Origin of the sequence: Klebsiella sp. JN_Kp126 (assembly GCF_033843325.1) — a bacterium.
Taxonomy (GTDB): domain Bacteria; phylum Pseudomonadota; class Gammaproteobacteria; order Enterobacterales; family Enterobacteriaceae; genus Klebsiella; species Klebsiella michiganensis.
In genome coordinates this window covers 15,534-33,628 of the sequence record NZ_JAWXQV010000063.1, presented here as the reverse complement: position 1 = coordinate 33,628, position 18,095 = coordinate 15,534, and the positions used below count along the sequence as shown (strand labels likewise).

Below are 18,095 nucleotides of genomic sequence, written 5' to 3'. Positions count from 1 at the left end.
TGCCGGCCTTGAGCTTCAACAGCTCGTCCAGCTTGGCCCGATGCGAGTCCGTGAGCGGTTCAACCAGGGCGCGGTAGACCCGCCGATTGGCCCGTGCAATGGCCTCCGAGCAAGCCCGGTCGATCACGCTCAACGCCGGCAGGATGCGTCGCTTCTGCCGCAGGCTCTCCAGCGCCTGGCCGGCCAGCAGCAAGCCCTTGTCGGTCTGCTGGGCCAGTTCGGTCAGCTCGCGCACCAGGGCGCGGAAGTCGGACAGGCCGAACGGGGCCAGTTGAAGGTAGGTGCGCAGTTCCTGGGCGTGCTCGCGACGGGTCACATCGCGCTCGCCGTACTTCGTCCAACTCGCCGGATCGGTCTGGACTTGCTTGGCCACCCACAGGATGACCGGTTCGGGCAGCTCGCTGTCAGTGCCCAACGCATAGCCGGGGTAGCGCAGCAGGCAGAGTTGCACGGCGAAGCCGAGGCGGTTGGCGTCGCCGCGCCGCTGACGGATCAGCGACAGGTCGGAGTCGTTGAAGGTGTAGTAGGGGTCATGCCGAGATAAAGGGAAAATTCACTCACTTCTCTCGTAAGTAATTGATAGTTTTGGCTTTTATAATTCGCCCGCACCGCCCGTGATTGTGGACTATCTTTTCTGATTCCTCAGAAAAGGAGGTCCTATGGCTTCACTAGAGCGCACGGCGTACCCCACTCTGGCAAAGACGTATTCGAAAGCTGAGCTGCAGCGTGATTTCTCCTTCTCAGATGATGAGATTAAGTGGGTACGAAGCAAGTCCAAGGCCCCCTTTCACCTCAACCTCGCCGTACTTCTGAAGACCTTTCAGGTACTTCGATATTTCCCTGATATCACCGACGTGCCTGATCAACTGGTGGCATTCATTCGCGGAGAGTTGGGTCAGCGCAGCAAGGTGAAATTCGCGGAATACAAGTGGTTTCAGCAATATCGTCACATGAACGCGATCCGAGCTAGCCTCGGTGTGACTGCATTCTACGGATCTGATGCTAACGAGCTCGCCGAGCGGCATGCCAAAGCAATGTCATTCGTGCTTGATCAGCGTGCCGACATCATCAACTCCGTGATTGAAGAACTGATCCGCCAGGATTATGAGCTCCCTGCGTACTCGACCCTGAATGATCTCGCTGAGCGGATTCATGCCGAATCCCAAGAGGCAATATTCAACCTGGTGGTAACCAGAACGCCAATCGAGGTGATCCACAAGCTAAAGGATCTGCTCGACACTGATTTCGGGCGACGCCAGAGCGATTTCAATGCGCTGAAACAGGCGCCCAAAAAGCCATCCCGCAAGCACTTGGAGGTGCTAATCGATCATCTAGCTTGGTTAGAGAGCTTCGGGGATCTGGGAGCCATTTTTGAAGGGATAGTCGACACCAAGATCCGTCACTTCGCCGCCCAAGCCGCGGCGTCGGACGTCTCCGAGCTGAAGGATTGCTCGCTGCCAAAACGCTACACGCTGATGCTGGCCTTGATCTATCGGATGCGGGTGCGAACTCGAGATCACCTTGCCGAGATGTTCATCCGGCGGATTTCGACGATCCATAAACGCGCGAAGGAGGAGTTGGAGCAAATCCAGGCGCGTCAACGCCAGAAGCTGGAGCAGTTGGCGGCGACCCTGGACGGCGTGGTGCAAATTCTGGTTCAAGAGCCGGATGACCATGAGGCTGGCAGCCTGATTCGGGAATACCTCTCCCCCGATGGCAATCTGGATCGGTTGCGTGAGACTTGCGCCGAAGTCCAAGCTACCGGCGGTAATAACTACCTGCCGCTGATCTGGAAGCACTTCAGGTCCCATCGCTCGCTGTTGTTCCGTCTCAGTCACCTTCTCCAACTGGAGCCCACGACTCAGGATCGGTCGCTGATTCAAGCACTTCAACTGATCCAGGACAGCGAGAATCTACACCGCGAATGGATCGACGAGCACGTCGATTTATCGTTTGCGTCTGAGCGCTGGGTCAAGGTCGTTCGTCGTCCTTCCAGTGAGGGGCCACCGACCAACCGGCGTTATCTGGAGGTTTGCGTTTTCTCCTACCTGGCCAGCGAGCTGCGATCCGGCGACATGTGCGTACAAGGATCGGAATCCTTCGCCGACTATCGCAAGCACTTGCTGCCCTGGGAAGAATGTCTCCAGCGACTACCGGCCTACTGCGAAAAGATGGGGCTGCCTGGCACAGCGAAGGAGTTTGTTGCCTCCCTCAAGACCCAGTTGGAGGAAACCGCGCAACAACTGGACGAGAAATTCCCTTCTTGCCGAGGGGATGTATCGGTTAACGAAGCTGGAGAACCGGTGTTGCGCCGAGTAACGGCGCGGGACATCCCACCTTCGGCCATCTCGCTACAGACGGCGCTTATGCAGCGCATGCCGGCCAGGCATGTGCTCGACATTATGGCTAACATCGAGCATTGGATTCAGTTCACTCGGCATTTCGGTCCCATGTCCGGTAACGAGCCGAAGCTTAAAGAGCCGGCCGAGCGCTACCTGATGACCATCTTTGCCATGGGCTGCAACCTAGGCCCTAGCCAGGCTGCACGGCATCTGGCGGGTAATGTCACGCCACACATGCTGTCCTATACGAATCGCCGCCACCTCTCGCTGGAAAAACTGGACAAGGCCAACCGCGAGCTGGTGGAACTCTACCTTCAACTTGATCTGCCCAAGCTCTGGGGCGATGGCAAGGCGGTGGCTGCGGACGGCACGCAGTTCGACTTCTATGATGACAACCTGCTGGCCGGCTACCACTTCCGCTATCGCAAGATGGGGGCCGTGGCCTATCGGCACGTGGCCAACAACTACATCGCGGTGTTCCAGCACTTCATTCCACCTGGTATCTGGGAGGCGATTTACGTAATTGAGGGGCTGCTAAAGGCTGATCTCAGTGTCGAGGCTGACACTGTGTATTCCGATACTCAGGGGCAATCAGCGACGGTCTTTGCCTTCACCTATCTGCTGGGCATCAACCTGATGCCACGTATTCGCAACTGGCGCGACCTGGTGATGTGCCGGCCGGATCGCGGCACTTCGTACAAGCATATCAACCGCCTGTTCACCGACACTGCCGACTGGAACCTGATCGAAACCCACTGGCAGGATCTGATGCAGGTCGCATTGTCGATCCAGGCCGGCAAAATATCCTCACCTATGCTGCTGCGAAAACTCGGTTCTTACAGCCGGCGCAACAAGCTCTACCATGCGGCACAGGCACTGGGCAGCGTGATCCGCACAATCTTCCTGCTCAACTGGATCGGCAGTCGCGAGTTGCGCCAGGAGGTCACCGCGAACACCAACAAGATCGAGTCCTACAACGGATTCTCCAAGTGGTTGTCCTTCGGCGGCGACGTAATCGCCGAGAACGATCCGGACGAGCAGCAGAAACGTCTGCGCTACAACGACATGGTGGCCTCGTCGGTGATCCTGCAGAACACTGTGGACATGATGCGCATCCTGCAGAAACTAGCCCGCGAGGGCTGGCAGTTCACCGATGAGGATGTGTCGTTCCTCAGCCCCTACCTGACCAGCAACGTCAAGCGCTTCGGCGAGTTCAACCTCAAGCTCAACCGGCCACCGGAACCCTGGATCAAGGATTCGGTATTTCAACAAGCTGCGGGCTCGCTGCGAGTCAATACGACCCGCCAGGCCGATACTGAGAAAGCCACATGATCGGCATTCCACCCGCATCTTTTTGCGTCACACCATATGGCGAAGTTGATGCTGCAGCGTTGGAGCGGCTGCGCGACAGCTTCGACACGTCCCAACTGCTCCGTCTGGTCGATCGTCTGGACGCCTGTCTGGCTGAGCTAGGGGGAATTATCGCCGTGCGTGATGAACTGCTGAAGTTGCATGCGATGGCTCTGACAATTGTTGAGGGCGCCGCTCCGGCGGTTCCCACCGAGAATGCCTGCGTATGGGCTGAGGCCGAATCTCTCCAGATGGATCTTGAGGCGCTGGTTTCTTGGGCTCGCTCCGCTCAGCTCATCATTGCGCCGCTGATCAATCTTTCTCCACAGCACGAGGCATGAGCGCTCTCGCCGATTTCGACCAGGCTCAACTATTTCTGACCATGGCTGGAATCGCTCGTAAGTAGATCAACTCACCAATCAGTTCTACGAGTGTCTGAGTGATCACGGCCGCCGCCGCTAGCGCGCGAATGGAGTCAGGGAGCGCCAGGGCCAGGGGAAGCACTACAAGCGAGTTGCGAGTGCCTGAGCTGAAAGCCACTGCCCGTGACGCAGATGCGTCCAAGCCAAAAAGTCGGGAGCTGAGCACGCCGAGGGCGGGAGCAAGTAGTAGGAAGGCTCCGTATACCGGAAGCAGCGGTGCCAGGATGTCGAGTTCATACACGACAGCCGCGATCTGCGAACCCACCACCACGGTTAGGGGTCTCCTCGTTTTCAGTGCAATAAGTGACGGTACGAAAAGCTAGCACTGGCGCGGAGGTGGTGTTGGTAGATCGTTGATTTCATTGACTTTCCTGTTCACTTTCAAATCTGCGATTCGTGGCGTCAAACCGTGGTCGGTTTCATCCATTGGTGCCAGTTATCGATGCATTTGGCCGCGAAGGCAGGATTTGGTCAGCATAGCGGTCAACCGGGAAGCGAAACACACCCCGCAAGTTGATGCTCTCCAGCCTGGTGGGCGCAATCTTCCCGATCAGTTCCGGTGGAATGACCTGGCGGCGGTTCGACCAGCGATCCAGGACCGCCTGCATCTGTGAGGTATTCCACGCCATCACGATGTTGGCCATCAGGCTCAACGCATCGGCCACAGCCTGCATTTCATCGACACGTTTGGCCTGCGCCGGGCTGATCCGGCCGGTATAAATGGCGCGCTTGAGGGCGTTAACAGCCTCGCCCCGATTGAGCACCCGGCGCAACTCGTTCCTGAAAGCGTCCTTGACAAAGTAGTCAGCCAAAAACGCCGTACGCAGCAACCGCCCCAATTGCACGCCAGCCTCATAGATTGGATCGCCCTGGGCGGCAGAACCGAACCGCGCAAGAGCTGCCACCGCACTGGCATGTCCGCTCATGACCGAGGCTGCCAGGTGCACCAGACTATCCCAATGCTTTTCGATCAAAGCGACGTCGACATTGGCTTCGCACACCGCAGCGATTTCTGCGGGCACTTTGGTGCCGCGTGGCACAAAGAGGTGGCGCTGTTTGAGTTCCTTCAACCGCGGGCAAAGATCAAAACCAAGCAAACGGGCATGTGACATGGCAAAGTCGGTGTAGCCATGGGTATCCACAGCAAGCTGGCTGGTCTCCAGCTTTTCTTGGCGGATGACACCTTCAATGGCCACGCCCGCCTGGCGCTCATTGAGCACAAAGGGCTGCGCATGGAAGATGCCCCACCGGTCTTTTACATGGGAGTAGATTCCAATGGAAGGTGTGTTGCGCCGAGGATCAAGCCGGGCTTGCCACACCCGTTTGGTGGTCTCCATGCTCATCATGTCAGAAGATGCCAAATCGGACCGCCCCCAGGTGGCGGCAATCGGGTGTCGCTGCATGAATTCCAGCACAGCCTGGCAGGCCTGGCTCAGACGCCGTTCGTCCCGCGCCCAGCGCATGGCCTGGCGAATGCTGGTGGCAGACAATTGCGGAATCATGCGCGCGCATTCGACCGCAGTCAGACTGGTGCCGTGGGCCATGATGCCGGCATAGACCATCAGCAGCTCGTCGGTAGAGCGCGGCTCACGTCCGAGCATGATCCAGCTAAAGCGCACCTGGGCGTCAACGGCCAGAATCACTTCCGGCAATTGAACCTCACCGATGCGGTGATCCAAAGCCGCGCGCAGCTTGGTCACTTCTGGGTCTTCGTCCTCTGCGGGCAATGGCGACAAATGGAGTTCATCATCCACGCGCAGTACGCCACTGCGGGCTGCAGCGGCCACCGCATCGACACCGGCAGTTACTCTGGCCAGCAAAGGCTTCAAGAAAGTGGCAGCCTTGCTGGGTAACGATAGACGGGCATAGTGTTTCTTGGACTCTGCCTGCCAACGCTCGTCCGTGAAGAACAAGCGCGCACGACCCCGAAAGCTCAGGCTGTGCTCAATCCAGACCGAGCCATTGCGCACCGCGCGGCGCAGGGCAAACAGGGTGGCCACCTCCAACGCCTGAAACGCCCGTTCCCGGTCTGGGCTGGAGATCGAAACCTGCCAGATCATTCCCAGACTTGGTGCCACCACTTCAACTGGCAGCTTTCTGGATCCTTTGAGATATAAAGCTTGCAGCTTGGCAAGGTACTCGATGGCAGGATGCTCGCCGGTGGCCTGCCAGGGCAGCTTTGCAATGGCGACGAGCAACGACCGCACGGGGCGAATTCCATCAATCAATCCCTCGCGGACCAGGGAGGCCCTGCTCGGTGGTTTGCGTTTCTGGGTTTCGGTGATCAAGGCTTCAAGACGGGCACGCAACTCAGCATCTGGCACCGCACCTTGCGCGCTCAAGGCAACAAGTTCGCCGAGCAGCGTTTTGTACATTGCGGCCCAATTGACGGTAGCGGGGACATCGGCGGCAGCCTGACGCCACAGATCGGCGATCCGGCGCTGCACCATAAGGATCAACTGGTCTGTGGTGGTGAACAGGCAATACCGAAGAAAGCATGCGACCTCCACGGTGCGCGCTGGCTCTTTGATCTTGGCTCCGGCTGAGGGCGGCCTGGAGACAAGTCGGCGCGCGTAGCGGCGCAAGATGAGATCGGGGATGTCTGCCAGGTGCTTATGAACGTCCAGCGTGTAAAGCAGGTCGATGCGCTCCAGTACCTCGCTGATTTGGCGGGTTGAGTGTTTCGCCGGTGCAGCCCATAGCCAACTCTGCTGGGTTTGTCCATCTGGGCGCAGCTCTGAAACTGAGGCTCGCCAGCGATCAAGTGTTGCTGGATCAACGCTGGCGGCGATGGCGGTGCCTGTTTCAACTTCAAGCTGGGCAAGTGCCGCCGCAATCAGTGTCCGAATTGCCCGCTCGTGCACGATCACCAGCTTGTTCTTGTACAGCCATTGACGCGCCCGCACGAGTAGCTGATCGCGGTCGGCGCAGCGCGCCACTTCGTCGCGCAGTTCACGTACCAGTGAGCGGCGCTGGTGCTCGCTCATCCACTGGAATCCAAGGACCGTGCAGGCTACTTGTTGGTGATCGAATAGCGTGCGCCCGCGTTCATACATGGCTCTCAGCGAGGCGACTTCTGGTGCTGCAATGCCAAGCTCGTTGCCAAGGTGGCGCCACAAGGCTACTGGAATTACCCGAAAGGCACCGAGCAAACGCCCACTCATGCGCAGGAAACCAATATGGAGCGCCAGACCAAGCTTGTGGGAATCACCTCGGCGTGCATTGATTGCGTCGCGCTCGGCACCATCGAAGGTGAAAAATGCCTTCATCTCGAAGTCGCTGATATCGCGGGGGAGCCCACGCATCCCCAAAAACGTTGTGTGCCAACCCTGCATCGTGAACCTCAAAAGTGGGAGGCCACCATACCCGTTTACAAAGCGAACAGGAAAGTCAATGAAATCAACGGTCTACCCAGACCACCCCCGCGCCAGTGCTAGCTTTGCGTACCGTCACTTATTGCACTGAAAACGAGGAGACCCCTACACTGTTCTTCACCTTCTTCTTCGGGCCGCCGCTGTGGTGCGCGGTGGCCCTCACAAGCGCCTGGCGCGCGCGCCCGGGCTGGTGGTGGTTGGCGACTCTGGTCGGACTGGGCTATGCGCTGGGCATCGTGGTCTTTACGCAGCAGGTGAACCTGCCGCTGAACCAGATCACAGAATCGTGGACGCCCGCCACGCTGCCGGCGGACTGGGTCGTCACGCGCGATGAGTGGAACCGCGCGAATGCATGGCGTGCAGGCTGGTGCTCACTGCTCTTCGCCCTCGGCTTGGCCACATTGACTTGGCGCGCCGCCGGCTCTCAATCGACAGGCACGGCGGACTTGGCTATGCCGGGAGCCTTGCGATGATCAGCTTCGAGTTCCTCCGCACCTCGTTTCCGGATACTTGCGTCATCTCATGGCAGCCGATTCCAGAGACCCGATGTCTCGATTCGACAAGATCCTATGACGGACATTGTGCTGCCGAACGTACTGCCTGCTGTCGCAATCGGTCTCGGCAACGTATGGGCGGAGCGATTGCGTCGTTGGCGGGGATGATATGAAGATCACCCTTGACGATCTTCGCCTCGTCTACCACGGCCCGCATATGGGCGCGAGGCAGAAACTCTCCATTTCCGGGTCAGTCACTCACGCCATACCTTGACGGCGATTCAAATAGTGCAGAGCACTCGTCGCCTGGTGCTGGCTACTGAGCCCGGATTTGGCGATGCCCGTCGGAGTTGGGGACTAGACCAGGACTAGACCCCGGGTAGGTGCCACCCCGCTTGGGGGTACCGTGGCTGCATATCGCTCCTCCCGTGCGGGTTCCATGCCCATGCCCGTCCATGAAGCCTACCTGTGGATCGATGCTTTTGGCGTGGACACTGCCCAGCCAGAGCGTAAATGGTTAGTACCTATTTAAGTCGACTTGGATAGGCTTATACTTATGAGAAGGCCAATCGCAGCGTTTGGCTGATTGACCACTGGAGCGCCTCCAGCGTTGCCTTCGCCATGTAGATGCCGGAGCTGACGCGGTCCTCCACCGCCTTTCGTCCCCTGAACCTAGACACAAGGAGATAGCATGAAGCCTCTAGTCACCGTTACAAATTGGGTCCACCAAGCCGTACTCGATCGCCTATCTGCTCACTTCGAGGTCCTTGCGAACTCGGATCGCGAGCCCTGGCCCGAAGACACACTGCTTCAGAACCTCTCGCGTTCAGACGGCGTGATCACGTTCATGCCGGACATGATTGACGAGTCGCTCCTGAACCATGCCAAGAAACTCAAGATGGTTTCTTGCTGCCTCAAGGGCTATGACAACTTCGACATCGACGCTTGCACACGACACGGCGTGTTGGTGTCAATCCTTCCGGACCTCTTAACCGTGCCAGGCGCGGAGCTGGCGATCGGCCTGATGATTACTGCAGGCCGCAATGTGATCGCGGGTGACAGCTACATCCGGCGTGGCGAATTCAAGGGCTGGCGCCCTCGCTTCTACGGCACAGGACTAGAGAAGAGTACGGTTGGTATCGTCGGTCTGGGAGCGGTAGGGCGCACTATCGCCGAGCGACTGAAGCCTTTTGGAAGCGACGTCAGGTACTGGGACAAGGCGCGCCAGCCCGTCGAGGTTGAGGAGCGGCTTGACGCAACGTTTGTATCGTTCGACGAGCTTCTCCGGGACAGCGACTTCCTGGTCGTCGCTGTCTCGCTCAACGCTCAAACCCGCCACATCATCAATGCAGAGCGGCTTGCAAAGATGAAGCCTGGCGCAATCCTGATCAACTTCGCTCGGGGCTCGTTGGTAGATGAAGCGGCCGTCTCCAAGGCGCTTGACTCTGGAGGTCTCGGTTATTACGCCGCAGACGTCTTCGAGTTCGAAGATTGGTCCATCGCTGACCGTCCCAAACAGGTCCATCAAGGCCTGATCGAGAACCGGTCAAAGACCCTCCTAACCCCTCACATTGGTTCTGCTGTCACCCGCGTCCGAGAAGAAATGGCAATGCAGGCCGCAGAGAATCTCATCGAGTTCTTCGATGGAAAGATTCCGCAAGGAGCACTGAACGCAGAGCAAGTTGGTCGCCACAAGGGGATTGGCAGCAATGCTTAGCCTGACTCAACTAGCCGCGTATGTTGCCATCATCGAGACAGGCACCTTTCAGAAGGCAGCCGAAAGACTTGGTGTATCGCAACCCACGGTATCGCAAAGTCTTCGCAACCTTGAGTCCTACCTCGGTGTGGCTTTGGTCCTGCGAAACAGAATTCGCTGCGAAGCTACGCCTGCTGGCGCGAAGCTGCTCATGCACGCACGTTGACCCGACTGGCCGCTGATGCCGAGATGGCGCTGCTGCAGGAGCGCGTGGCGATTGGCGCAAGTGGAAACATTGGAACCTACTTGCTTCCGCCCTTTGTGAAGCGCTTCGTCGACACCGGGATTGACCAAGAAAGCATTGGCGTAACCGTTGCCTCCAATCCCGAGGTGGCTACTGCGCTCGATAGCGGCGAAGTTGATGTGGGAATCATGGAGTGGTGGGACGATCGTCCGGGATTCACCGCCATGCCGTGGCGAAAAGAGGAGATGGTGGTCATCACACCTCCAACGCATCGCTGGGCTTCTAGGAGCCATGTCTCGCGTGACGAGCTTCTGGAAACACCGCTCATCGGCGGCGAGCCGGGTACTGGGACCGCCCGACTGCTCAGGACCTTGTTCGGCACCGCGGAGGGTGACCTCAGAGTCTCCTACGCCATGGGCAGTACTGAAGGCGTCAAGTCGGCCGTGAAAGCCGGTCTTGGCGTGTCCCTCGTCCTGGCTGCATCTGTTCAGGATGAACTGGCGGCAGGCACCCTACATGCTGCGCGCATCGCTGAGCTCCCGATATCAAAGGAGCTCCAGATCGTGGTTCCAGCTAACACACCGTCCTCCAGTCTGGCTGCGAGATTTGCAGGCTTCCTGAGCATGCGGCCAGTCTAGCGACCCACCTGTCGCCCGCAGTGGCGACCGCTCAAACATCTATAGGAACGAGCATGTCCCATGTAACGAACACGGTTGATCACGCCGGTCAGAAACAGTCGAAGCATCCAGAACTCGAGCGCGCTGGAATGTCCCCGGCACAACAAGAAGCGTTTGCCAAGTTTAGATTGTGGCGGATTCTCATTCCCGTCGCCATTTGGTATAGCTTCTACTATCTAGGCCGGCTCAACTGGGGGATATCTCTGCCGTGGATAACTCAAGAACTACACATCACTCCTATCCAGATCGGACTCGTAGAAGCAACGCTGTTCTGGACTTATGCAATCTCCACCTTCTGTGCCGGAAGAGCAAGCGACGTGATCGGGACACGCCGCTTGCAGTTCTTTGGCGGCTTTGGTACGACCATCTTCAACATCGCGATGGCAATCCAGAGTGCTATCACTGGTTTTGTCGCGTTCATGGGTCTCAATGGGGAGCCCGCAGAACTCGGAAAAAATCGTACGCTAAGGTTTTCCGAGCTGCCGCAGCGGCCTGAATTTCCCGTCTTCCAGCTTGCGGCTTTGCCGCCAAACGTAATCGCCGGTCAGGTTGATGTGCTCCCAGCCCAATGGCGAAAGGTATTGCAGTAACTCAGGATTAACTGGCTTGCCTGCCTCTTCTCGGGCCTGGGTCGCGCGCTCCAAGTACACGGTGTTCCACAACACGATGGCGGCCGTCACCAGGTTGAGGCCGCTGGCCCGGTAGCGCTGCTGCTCGAAACTCCGATCCCTGATCTCGCCGAGGCGGTTGAAGAACACCGCCCTGGCCAGGGAGTTACGCGCCTCGCCCTTGTTCAATCCGGCATGCACGCGGCGACGCAGTTCCACGCTTTGCAGCCAATCGAGGATGAACAGCGTGCGCTCGATCCGACCCAGCTCGCGCAGAGCCACGGCCAGGCCGTTCTGGCGCGGGTAGCTGCCAAGCTTGCGCAGCATCAGCGATGCGGTGACGGTGCCCTGCTTGATCGACGCGGCCAGCCGCAGAATCTCGTCCCAGTGAGCGCAGACGTGCTTGATGTTCAGGGTTCCGCCGAGCATTGGACGCAGCGTCGGGTAGTCTTGGACGCTATTGGGCACATACAACTTGGTTTCACCGAGGTCGCGGATGCGCGGCGCGAAGCGGAAGCCCAGCAGGTGCATCAGGGCGAAGACGTGATCGGTGAAGCCAGCGGTGTCGGTGTAGTGCTCCTCGATCCGCAGATCGGACTCGTGGTACAGCAGACCGTCGAGCACGTAGGTGGAATCACGCACGCCTACATTCACCACGCGGGTGCTGAACGGCGCGTACTGGTCAGAGATGTGGGTGTAGAACAGCCGTCCTGGCTCGCTACCGTACTTCGGGTTGACGTGGCCGGTGCTCTCGCCTTTACCGCCGGCACGGAAACGCTGGCCATCGGAGGATGAGGTGGTGCCGTCACCCCAGTTGGCGGCGAAGGCATGCCGGAACTGGCTGTTGACCAGCTCGGCCAGGGCCGTCGAGTAGGTTTCGTCACGGATGTGCCAGGCTTGCAACCAGGACAGCTTGGCGTAGGTCATGCCCGGACTCGACTCGGCCATTTTGGTCAGGCCGAGGTTGATGGCATCGCCCAGGATCGCCGTTAGCAGTAGCGTCCGGTCTTTCGCCTGTGCGCCATCCTTCAGGTGCGTGAAGTGGCGGGTGAAGCCCGTCCATTCATCCACATCCATCAGCAGCTCGGTGATCTTGATGCGCGGCAGTAGCTGGCTGGTCTGGTCGATCAGCGCCTGCGCGGTGTTGGGCACCGCGGAATCCAGCGGGGTGATTTTTAGCCCGGACTCGGTGAGGATGGCATCGGGTAGTTCGTTGTCCTTTGCCAGTCGGGTGACAGTGGCCAGCTGCTCGTCCAGCAGCTGCAAACGCTCTTCCAGGTACTGGTCGCTGTTCGGGTTGATCGCGAGTGGCAGCGCCTGTTCCCGCTTGAGTGCGGCGAATTTCTCGGGAGGCAGTAGGTAGTCATCGAAGTCGCGGAACTGCCGCGAGCCTTTGACCCAGATGTCGCCGGAGCGCAGCGCGTTCTTCAACTCGGACAAGGCGCAGATTTCGTAGAAGCGCCGGTCGATGCCTTCCGGGGTGATCACCAGCGGTTTCCAGCGCGGCTTGATGAAGGCGGTCGGTGCGTCGGAGGGCACCTTGCGCAGATTATCGGCATTCATCTCGCGTAGGGTCTGAACGGCATCCAGCACGGCTTGCGCTGCCGTCGCGGCTCGGAGCTGAAGCACCTCCAGAAAGGCTGGGGTGTAGCGGCGTAGCGTAGCGAAGTTCTCGCTGACCAGGTGCAGGTGGTCGAAGGCTTCCGGCCGGGCCAGCAGCTCGGCCTCAGTGACACTCTGGGTGAACTCGTCCCAGGGAATGACCGCCTCGATGGCGGCGAACGGATCGTCACCGGACTCTTTAGCGTCCAGCAGGGCCTGGCCGATCTTCGAGTACAGGCGCACCTTGTCATTGATCGCTTTGCCCTGCTTCTGGAACTGCTGCTGATGCTTGTGTTTCGCGCCACTGAACAGCTTGACCAGGATGCGGTCGTGCAGATCAACCAGTTCATCGATCACGGTCGCGGTGCTTTCCAGTACCACGGCGACCAGCGTGGCATAGCGCCTCTCCGGTTCGAACTTGCCGAGGTCTTGTGGCGTCATCTGCCCGCCCTCGCGGGCGAGCTTCAGCAATCGGTTCTGGTGGATGTGCCGGCCGAGGCTGTCGGGAAGGCCCACCAGTTGGAAAATCTTCAGCCGCTCGATGTGCTCGATCATGTGCCGCGAGTTCGGCTTCAGCGGTGATTGCCGCAACCAGGTCAACCAAGTGCTGTTGCTGCCGGCCTTAATGGTGAGCAGTTCGTCGAGCTTGGCGTGATGCGATGGGTTCAACGGCTCGATCAGGGCGCGATAGACCCGCCGATTGGCGCGTGCAATGGCCTCCGAACACGCCCGGTCAATAACGCTCAGCGTCGGCAGGATGCGCCGCTTCTGGCGCAAGCTCTCCAGCGCCTGCCCGGCCAGCAGCAAGCCCTTGTCGGTCTGCTGGGCCAGCTCGGTCAACTCGCGCACCAGGGCGCGGAAGTCCGACAGACCGAACGGGGCCAGTTGCAGGTAGGTGCGCAGTTCCAGAGCGTGCTCGCGGCGGGTCACGTCGCGCTCACCGTACTTCGCCCAACTCGCGGGGTCGGCTTGGACTTGCTTGGCCACCCACTGGATCACGGGCTCGGGTAGCGCCGTGTCGTTGCCCAGCGCATAACCAGGGTAGCGCAGCAGGCAGAGCTGCACGGCGAAGCCGAGGCGGTTGCCATCGCCCCGCCGTTGACGGATCAGGGATAGGTCGGAGTCGTTGAAGGTGTAGTAGCGGATCAGGTCATCCTGGCTTTCTGGCAGCGCAAGCAGGGTGTCGCGCTCCGTAGCCGAGAGAATCGAGCGACGCGGCATGGTTCAGTCGTCCGTGCGAAGGTACTGGTAGAGGGTTTCACGGCTGATGCCGAACTCGCGTGCGAGCTGAGCCTTCGGCTCGCCGGCAGCGGCCCGCTGCCGCAACGTGATGGCTTGATCGTCGGAGAGAGCTTTCTTGCGGCCCCGGTAAGCACCGCGCTGCTTGGCCAGGGCGATGCCCTCGCGCTGCCGCTCGCGGATCAGGGCGCGCTCGAACTCGGCAAAGGCCCCCATGACCGACAACATGAGGTTGGCCATGGGCGAGTCCTCGCCGGTGAACACCAACCCCTCCTTCAAGAACTCGATGCGCACGCCGCGCTTGGTCAGCCTTTGCACCAGACGGCGCAGATCGTCGAGGTTGCGCGCCAGGCGATCCATGCTGTGCACCACCACGGTATCGCCTTCGCGGACGAATCCGAGCATGGCTTCCAGCTGCGGGCGCTGGGTGTCCTTGCCCGAGGCCTTGTCGGTGAACAGCTTGCCGATCTCGACCTGCTCAAGTTGGCGTTCCGGGTTCTGGTCGTAACTGCTGACCCGAACGTAACCGATGCGTTGTCCCTGCAAGATGCCTCCATAGGCTGGATGGGCGGTAGGGCTTACGTTGGTTTTTGGTTCCATTGCGCCCTAAGCCTTGAATTTGTCAGGTTGGAATCTATGACCTTGGCAAGCATGTGTCAAAGAATGTGAAAGCAGACTCTATTCTGACGGCGCAGCGTGGCCATTCCTGACATCCAGTTAGGGTATGCCTCAATCTGACGGTAGCGAGTCGCAGGCGTTCGGATCGGCATCGGTTTCGTTCCCTGTCTTGGCACGCGCTTCGAAGCGTTGATAACACTCCAACCCGCAGAAGTGCTCGACGTATTCCGCGCCTTCCGGGGTGAAGGCGGCATCGAGCGGGATTTCCTTGCAGCACACGCAGCAACTGGTGGTGGTCGAGTCACTTGCATTCATGGTGGCACCCCTCCATTGACTGACGAAGACGGCGAATGCCGCCGCCGGCATTGGCTTCGCGAACAGGAAGCCTTGTCCTGTGTCGCAGTCCGCTTGTCGCAATAGATCAAGACTCGCCGATGTTTCCACGCCTTCAGCCACCACATCCATGCCCAGCCCGTGCGCAAGCTGAATCACGGTGTGCACGATGGTTTGGTCGCGGCGGTCGTTGGCGAGCCCGGCGACAAACGATTGGTCGATCTTGAGCGTGCTGATTGGGCAGCACTTCAGATGTTGCAGACAGGAATACCCCGTCCCGAAGTCATCGGCGGCGAAGCGCACACCGATCTGCCGCAAGGCGTCCAGGGCGGGGAAGATCGCCGGATCACCAAACGCGACCGATTCGGTCAGCTCGATTTCGAGATACTCGGCGGGCAACTCGGCATCAGCCAGCACGCCCTTTACCCACCCGTCGAAGTCCGGTCCCACTTGGCTCGCCGAAACATTGACGGCCAGCCGGAACGGTCGCCATGCCAGCATTCGCCAGTCACGCATCTGGCGGCAGGCTTCGCCCAGCACCCAAGCGCCGATTTCAGGCATCAGGCCGGACGATTCGACCACGGGCAGGAACTGGCCCGGTGGCAATAGTCCAAGCGTCGGATGACGCCAGCGCAACAGGGCTTCCGCGCCGACAATCCCACCACTGCGCAGATCGACGACGGGCTGGTAGTGCAGTTCAAGCTGCCCGCGCTCGACCGCTTGGGCCAGTTCCGGCGTCGTCCATCCATCCGGCCGGAAAGCGCTCATTCTCTTTCCCTGAATGCCCGCAACGCCCGCGACAGGGACAGAAGGAACAGGCCGGTCAAACCGAGCGCCGCGATGACCCAATGCTCGCCGAGGAAAGCACCGGCGGTTGTGCCGGCCAGCACGACAGCGAGGATGGGCAGGTGGCAGGGGCAAGTCAGCACAGCCAGTCCGCCCCACAGGTAGCCGGTGATCGGTTTGTGCGTCTCGGACGGCAAGCGCTCGGGGTTGTTCATGGCAGACTCTCCGCGTGCTGTGCCGGCTCGGTCGGCAGGGTGGCCAACTGCACTTCCAGATCGGCCAACGCTTCGCGCCGACGCTCGACGAACTGACGCAGCAGGGCAAGCTGCGCGGCCGCTTCGTCGCCGTCCGCCGCATCCAGCGCCCGGCACAGCCGCGCCAGCGCGTCGAGGCCGATGCCCGCCTCGAAGGCCGCCCGCACGAAGCACAGCCGTTGCAAGGCGGCGTCATCGAACAAGCCGTAGCCGCCTGGTGTGCACGCCACCGGGCGCAGCAATCCGCGCAGCAGGTAGTCGCGCACGATATGCACGCTCACCCCGGCATCAAGAGCCAGCCGGGACACCGTGTAGGCGTTCATTGAACACCTCCTTTTTCTCACCCGGCGCAGCAGGAAAGCTGCTTCACATCCTTGTTGAAGGTCTGCGCCGCGAGCTTCAACCCCTCGACCATCGTCAGGTAGGGGGACAACTGGTCGGCCAGTTCCTGCACCGTCATGCGGTTGCGAATGGCCAGAGCCGCCGTCTGGATCAGTTCACCCGCTTCCGGCGCGACCGCCTGTACGCCGATCAGCCGATGGCTGCCTTCCTCGATAACCAACTTGATGAAGCCGCGTGTGTCGAAGTTGGCGAGCGCACGCGGCACGTTGTCCAAGGTCAAGGTGCGGCTGTCGGTCTCGATCCCGTCGTGGTGGGCTTCCGCCTCGCTGTAGCCCACGGTCGCCACTTGCGGATCGGTGAACACCACGGCCGGCATTGCGGTCAGGTCGAGCGCCGCATCGCCGCCGGTCATGTTGATCGCGGCACGGGTGCCGGCCGCTGCCGCCACATAGACGAACTGCGGCTGGTCGGTGCAGTCGCCGGCCGCGTAGATGTTCGGGTTGCTCGTGCGCATGCCTTGGTCGATGACGATGGCACCTTGCGCATTGACAGTGACCCCCGCTGCGTCCAGCGCGAGGCTGCGCGTGTTCGGTGTCCGACCGGTGGCAACCAGCAGTTTGTCGGCGCGCAATTCACCGTGCGTGGTGGTCAGCACGAATTCACCGTCCATATGGGCGACCTGGCTGGCTTGCGTGTGCTCCAGCACCTCGATGCCCTCGGCACGGAAAGCGGCTGTCACCGCCTCGCCGATGGCCGGGTCTTCACGGAAGAACAAGGTATTGCGCGCCAGGACCGTGACCTTGCTGCCCAGCCGGGCAAAGGCTTGCGCCAGCTCCAGCGCCACCACCGACGAGCCGATTACGGCAAGGCGTTCGGGAATGGTGTCGCTCGCCAGGGCCTCGGTGGAAGTCCAGTAGGGTGACTCTTTCAAGCCCGGAATCGGCGGGACCGCCGGGCTGGCACCCGTGGCGACCAGGCAGCGGTCGAACATCACGACGCGCTCGCCACCCTCGTTCAAACGGACGGTAAGGCTCTGGTCGTCCTTGAAGCGCGCCTCACCGTGCACAACGGTGATGGCCGGATTACCGCCCAGGATGCCTTCGTACTTGGCGTGCCGCAGTTCGTCGACGCGGGCCTGCTGCTGGGCCAGCAGCTTACTGCGGTCAATCGTAGGCACAGTTGCCGCAATACCGCCATCGAACGGGCTTTCCCGGCGCAGATGGGCGATGTGGGCGGCGCGGATCATGATCTTGGACGGCACACAGCCGACATTGACGCAGGTGCCGCCGATGGTGCCGCGCTCGATCAGCGTGACCTGCGCGCCTTGCTCGACGGCCTTCAGCGCCGCCGCCATCGCGGCTCCACCGCTGCCAATGACCGCTACCTGCACCGGGGGCTCGTTGCCACTGTGCTTTTCGGCGGCGGCCATCCATCCCCGCACCTTGTCGAGCAGTCCGACGCGGTTGTCCGCCAGTGGCGCATCGGCTAGCGTTGCCTTGTAGCCCAGTCCGGCCACGGCGGCAGTCAGCGCGTCCGGCGATGTGCCCGGCACGATGGCGAGTTGCGCTGTGCCCTTCGGATAGGACACCAGCGCCGACTGCACGCCTGGCACTTTTTCCAGCGCTTCCTTGACGTGCGCCGCGCACGAGTCGCAAGTCATGCCGGTGATTTTTAGATGGGTCATGCAACAGATCCTTTATCGTTTGTGGCGCCA

At 60.4% G+C, this 18,095-nt stretch carries 13 protein-coding genes and 3 pseudogenes; 7 read left to right on the top strand and 9 right to left on the bottom strand.

Features of this window, described 5'->3' with window-relative positions; genetic code table 11:
- Positions 1-526 (bottom strand): annotated as a pseudogene (locus tag SIK97_RS15485) (DUF4158 domain-containing protein); the annotation flags it as partial.
- Between the two features lie 133 nt (positions 527-659).
- On the opposite strand from SIK97_RS15485, the gene SIK97_RS15480 reads away from it, so the two are divergent.
- Positions 660-3,674, top strand: a complete 3,015-nt coding sequence (locus SIK97_RS15480; protein WP_250033579.1) for a Tn3 family transposase — start codon at positions 660-662, stop codon at positions 3,672-3,674.
- The gene (gene tnpC, locus SIK97_RS15475; protein ID WP_250033574.1) at positions 3,671-4,033 is read left to right on the top strand and encodes a Tn3 family transposase post-transcriptional regulator TnpC; all 363 of its coding nucleotides are present in this window, start codon (positions 3,671-3,673) and stop codon (positions 4,031-4,033) included. Before SIK97_RS15480 ends, tnpC begins: the two co-directional genes overlap by 4 nt.
- 500 nt (positions 4,034-4,533) lie before the next feature.
- Here the strand turns inward: tnpC and SIK97_RS15470 are convergent, their stop codons facing one another.
- On the bottom strand, positions 4,534-7,449 hold the full coding sequence (locus tag SIK97_RS15470) for a Tn3-like element IS1071 family transposase (RefSeq protein WP_003049965.1): 2,916 nt from the start codon (positions 7,447-7,449) through the stop codon (positions 4,534-4,536).
- 104 nt (positions 7,450-7,553) lie between these two features.
- Between SIK97_RS15470 and SIK97_RS15465 the strand changes: the two genes are divergently transcribed.
- The 5 genes and pseudogenes from SIK97_RS15465 to SIK97_RS15450 form a co-directional block, all read left to right on the top strand.
- The gene (locus SIK97_RS15465; RefSeq protein ID WP_052954136.1) at positions 7,554-7,961 is read left to right on the top strand and encodes a DUF1772 domain-containing protein; all 408 of its coding nucleotides are present in this window, start codon (positions 7,554-7,556) and stop codon (positions 7,959-7,961) included.
- A gap of 712 nt (positions 7,962-8,673) precedes the next feature.
- Positions 8,674-9,699, top strand: coding sequence for a phosphonate dehydrogenase (locus SIK97_RS15460; protein ID WP_039262298.1), 1,026 nt, complete (start codon positions 8,674-8,676; stop codon positions 9,697-9,699).
- Positions 9,692-9,904, top strand: a complete 213-nt coding sequence (locus tag SIK97_RS29715; RefSeq protein WP_413614542.1) for a LysR family transcriptional regulator — start codon at positions 9,692-9,694, stop codon at positions 9,902-9,904. Before SIK97_RS15460 ends, SIK97_RS29715 begins: the two co-directional genes overlap by 8 nt.
- A gap of 23 nt (positions 9,905-9,927) precedes the next feature.
- Positions 9,928-10,560 (top strand): LysR substrate-binding domain-containing protein, encoded by a 633-nt coding sequence (locus SIK97_RS15455; protein WP_319610940.1) that lies wholly within the window; start codon positions 9,928-9,930, stop codon positions 10,558-10,560.
- Positions 10,561-10,613: 53 nt separating this feature from the next.
- Positions 10,614-11,015: pseudogene (locus SIK97_RS15450) on the top strand (MFS transporter); the annotation flags it as partial.
- A 48-nt stretch (positions 11,016-11,063) separates the two neighbouring features.
- Here the strand turns inward: SIK97_RS15450 and SIK97_RS15445 are convergent.
- The 7 genes and pseudogenes from SIK97_RS15445 to merA all read right to left on the bottom strand — a co-directional run bounded on the left by SIK97_RS15445 (position 11,064) and on the right by merA (position 18,065).
- Positions 11,064-14,030, bottom strand: a complete 2,967-nt coding sequence (locus SIK97_RS15445; RefSeq protein ID WP_003117273.1) for a Tn3-like element ISPa40 family transposase — start codon at positions 14,028-14,030, stop codon at positions 11,064-11,066.
- Between the two features lie 3 nt (positions 14,031-14,033).
- Positions 14,034-14,594 (bottom strand): recombinase family protein, encoded by a 561-nt coding sequence (locus SIK97_RS15440; RefSeq protein ID WP_003117272.1) that lies wholly within the window; start codon positions 14,592-14,594, stop codon positions 14,034-14,036.
- Positions 14,595-14,777: 183 nt separating this feature from the next.
- Positions 14,778-14,981: a DUF3330 domain-containing protein gene (locus tag SIK97_RS15435; protein ID WP_045890798.1), complete on the bottom strand. Its 204-nt coding sequence runs from the start codon at positions 14,979-14,981 to the stop codon at positions 14,778-14,780.
- A 63-nt stretch (positions 14,982-15,044) separates the two neighbouring features.
- Positions 15,045-15,728 (bottom strand): annotated as a pseudogene (locus SIK97_RS15430) (putative bifunctional diguanylate cyclase/phosphodiesterase); the annotation flags it as partial.
- A 35-nt stretch (positions 15,729-15,763) separates the two neighbouring features.
- Positions 15,764-16,000, bottom strand: a complete 237-nt coding sequence (gene merE, locus SIK97_RS15425; RefSeq protein WP_003132004.1) for a broad-spectrum mercury transporter MerE — start codon at positions 15,998-16,000, stop codon at positions 15,764-15,766.
- Positions 15,997-16,362 carry a mercury resistance co-regulator MerD gene (gene merD / locus SIK97_RS15420; protein WP_000995360.1) on the bottom strand — a complete coding sequence of 122 codons (366 nt, stop codon included), beginning with the start codon at positions 16,360-16,362 and terminating at the stop codon, positions 15,997-15,999. The genes merE and merD overlap by 4 nt, the downstream gene beginning before the upstream one ends.
- Positions 16,363-16,379: 17 nt before the next feature.
- On the bottom strand, positions 16,380-18,065 hold the full coding sequence (gene merA / locus SIK97_RS15415) for a mercury(II) reductase (protein WP_047710219.1): 1,686 nt from the start codon (positions 18,063-18,065) through the stop codon (positions 16,380-16,382).
- Between the last annotated feature and the right edge of the window lie 30 nt (positions 18,066-18,095).

Excerpts from the sequence above, each read along its gene's own strand:
- SIK97_RS15445 (WP_003117273.1), bottom strand. The coding sequence starts at position 14,030 with ATGCCGCGTCGCTCGATTCTCTCGGCTACGGAGCGCGACACCCTGCTT.
- SIK97_RS15455 (WP_319610940.1), top strand. The coding sequence starts at position 9,928 with ATGGCGCTGCTGCAGGAGCGCGTGGCGATTGGCGCAAGTGGAAACATT.
- SIK97_RS15480 (WP_250033579.1), top strand. The coding sequence starts at position 660 with ATGGCTTCACTAGAGCGCACGGCGTACCCCACTCTGGCAAAGACGTAT.
- tnpC (WP_250033574.1), top strand. The coding sequence starts at position 3,671 with ATGATCGGCATTCCACCCGCATCTTTTTGCGTCACACCATATGGCGAA.
- merE (WP_003132004.1), bottom strand. The coding sequence starts at position 16,000 with ATGAACAACCCCGAGCGCTTGCCGTCCGAGACGCACAAACCGATCACC.
- SIK97_RS29715 (WP_413614542.1), top strand. The coding sequence starts at position 9,692 with ATGCTTAGCCTGACTCAACTAGCCGCGTATGTTGCCATCATCGAGACA.
- SIK97_RS15470 (WP_003049965.1), bottom strand. The coding sequence starts at position 7,449 with ATGCAGGGTTGGCACACAACGTTTTTGGGGATGCGTGGGCTCCCCCGC.
- SIK97_RS15435 (WP_045890798.1), bottom strand. The coding sequence starts at position 14,981 with ATGAATGCAAGTGACTCGACCACCACCAGTTGCTGCGTGTGCTGCAAG.
- SIK97_RS15460 (WP_039262298.1), top strand. The coding sequence starts at position 8,674 with ATGAAGCCTCTAGTCACCGTTACAAATTGGGTCCACCAAGCCGTACTC.
- merD (WP_000995360.1), bottom strand. The coding sequence starts at position 16,362 with ATGAACGCCTACACGGTGTCCCGGCTGGCTCTTGATGCCGGGGTGAGC.
- merA (WP_047710219.1), bottom strand. The coding sequence starts at position 18,065 with ATGACCCATCTAAAAATCACCGGCATGACTTGCGACTCGTGCGCGGCG.